This is a genomic window from Catenulispora pinisilvae (assembly GCF_015356865.1).
In the GTDB taxonomy this organism is placed as follows: Bacteria; Actinomycetota; Actinomycetes; order Streptomycetales; family Catenulisporaceae; genus Catenulispora; species Catenulispora pinisilvae.
Genome location: NZ_JAAFZA010000468.1, coordinates 1 through 2,295, shown reverse-complemented (window position 1 = coordinate 2,295; position 2,295 = coordinate 1). Strand labels below are relative to the sequence as shown.

1 protein-coding gene and 2 pseudogenes are annotated in these 2,295 nt (G+C 72.0%); 1 reads left to right on the top strand and 2 read right to left on the bottom strand.

The window, feature by feature from the left end; translation table 11 throughout:
* Both IZR01_RS48935 and IZR01_RS48930 read right to left on the bottom strand, forming a co-directional pair.
* Window positions 1–333 (bottom strand): annotated as a pseudogene (locus IZR01_RS48935) (hypothetical protein); the annotation flags it as partial.
* Between the two features lie 263 nt (window positions 334–596).
* Window positions 597–1,241: a MarR family winged helix-turn-helix transcriptional regulator gene (locus tag IZR01_RS48930; protein WP_323747326.1), complete on the bottom strand. Its 645-nt coding sequence runs from the start codon at window positions 1,239–1,241 to the stop codon at window positions 597–599.
* Window positions 1,242–1,383: 142 nt separating this feature from the next.
* On the opposite strand from IZR01_RS48930, the pseudogene IZR01_RS48925 reads away from it, so the two are divergent.
* Window positions 1,384–2,295 (top strand): annotated as a pseudogene (locus IZR01_RS48925) (hypothetical protein); the annotation flags it as partial.

Here is a 2,295-nt window from a genome sequence, read left to right as displayed (position 1 = left end):
ATAAGAGACAGCCATCAGCCCGAGCATCGCGCCCGGCCCCGGCTCACCGGGCAACCCGGCGACCATGGCGACCACTGCCGCGACGCCACTGACCCCGAGCGCCACGATCGGCGCGGCCAAGGGACGCCGCCGCCGGACCAACGCCACCCCGCACACCACCACCCCGGTGGCCAAGTCGAGCGCCCAGACCCGGCCCTCGCGCGCCAGGCGGTCGGCGATGAAGACCAGCAGCGTTGCGCAGAGTATGGCGAAGAGCGCGTTGGCCACGGCCCCGGGCTGGACTGTGGTTTTGGTGCCACTGCGCCCCGCCGCCACCGAGTCCGTCGCCTCCATGCAGATCAGCGTAGGTGACGCCGCCTCCGCCGCTGCACCGGCCGAAAGTACTGTCGCGCACCGCCCGAACCGTGCTTTCGGTCGGTGCCGGGCATGCCGCGCGGGCGACACGGTTGGGCCGTGGGTATCTACGCGCTCTTCACCGCGGTCTCGGCCGGGCTCTGCTTCTGGCGGATCCGAGGCGGGCTCAGCTGATTCGGCGCTGTCTTTAGCTCTAGCCGATCGTCTCGTCTTAAGGCTGCCGCGGCTACAGGCCGCCGCGACTACTTCCCGGCAGCCGTCTCCTCGATCAGCGCCGAACCGGTCAGGTACTTCTCCGCGACCGAGGTGTTGTACTTGGCGAGTATCGCGCCGAGGGTCTGCACGTCCTCATCTGTCCAGTCGCGGAGTAGGTATTCGTGGTTCTCGGTGCGCTTGGTCTGCACTTCGCGCATCCGGGCCAGGCCTTCCGCGGTCGGCGTCACGACCGAACAGCGCCGGTCGGCCGGGTCTGGGCTGCGCGCGACGAACCCCGCCTTCTGGAGCACGGACACCTGGCGGCCGGCGGTCGACGGGTCCAGGCCCAGGACGGCGGCCAGGGCGTTGATGTTCATCGGGCCGGAGTCGTCGAGCGTGCGCAGGAGGAGGTATTCGGCGCGGTCGAGGGTGTCGTGGACGTCGGTGCGCCGGTACAGGAGCTCGATGTGGCGGACCAGGACGGCTGTCTGCCGCTCGACGCGGTCCAGGGCCTCGTCTCGGTGCGGCGGGTCGGCCGCCTTGCTTCGGTGCGCTGTGCCTGTGCCCGTGCCCGACGTGCCCATGCCTGTGCCCGTGCCAGCGCCGCCCGCCGCACTGCTCCGATCCGGCGCGCCGGTGCCGGCCGGCGCGGACGCCGCCGCTGTGACCCGGCTCTCGCGTGCTGCCTCCACAGCTGCCTCCCAATTATCGGTATGATGCAGGTAATTCTTCCGGGCCGCGGCCTTCCCCGCAGGATAGGCCGTCCGGCCGCCTGGTTCGCGACCTGACCGGCGCCGGAGCGACTGGCCGCGGTGGGGCGATGGGAGGCTGCGGGTGGGCACGGCAACGGCTACGGCAACGGTCACGTCGGGTGGCGGCGGCATACGGGCGGGCGCGCTGCGCGAACTGTGGGACCGGGTCGTGGCCTCCGACCCCGGCCTGGTGCGGGCCCGGATGGCGTTCTCGGCGGCGGTCGCGATGTCCGTCACGCTCGGCATCGAGTTCGGCTACGCCAAGGCCCAGCACGACGCGGCCCGCGCGATCCTGGTCGCGATGATGCTCGGCGGCATGGTCGCGATCATGGGGGCGATGGCCCTGACCGGCACCGCGAGCTGGCCGAAGGTGCGCACCGCGCTCTTCTTCCCGGTCGCCTTCGGAGCCGGGATGCTCCCCGGCGCGCTGGTCGCGGGCCGCACGGACACGATGCTGAGCATGTTCGTCGTGGTGATGTTCGCGGCGGTCTGGGTGCGCAGATTCGGGCCGGTGTTCTTCTTCTACGGCTTCATGCTGTTCATGGGCTACTTCTTCGCGGCCTTCCTCGGCGCGAAGGTCTCGACCCTCCCGACCCTGATGGCCGACCTCGCGATCGGGACCGGCGTCTCATTGCTCCTGGCGCTGACCGTGCTGCGTCAGCACTCCGGCCGGACCCTCACCCGCCTGCGCGGCGCCTTCGCCGCACGGGCCGGCGCTGTGGCGCGGGCGTGCGCGGACCTGCTGGAGGCGCAGGGCGACGCGCGGCGTACGGCGCGAGCCGCGCGGCGTCTGCACTCGCGCGGCCTGCGGCTCGCGGAGACCGCGCTGGTGATCGAGGGCTGGCTCGCCGAGCCGGGCAGCACGGTCGGGGACGACGAGGCCAACGCCCTTCGGCGGCGGCTGCTCGACGCGCAGCTGGCGCTGGATGAGCTGGCGCATGCCGCGGACGCCTTGGCACGGCAGGGCGGGCAGAGTGGTCAGCGCGGGCAGGAT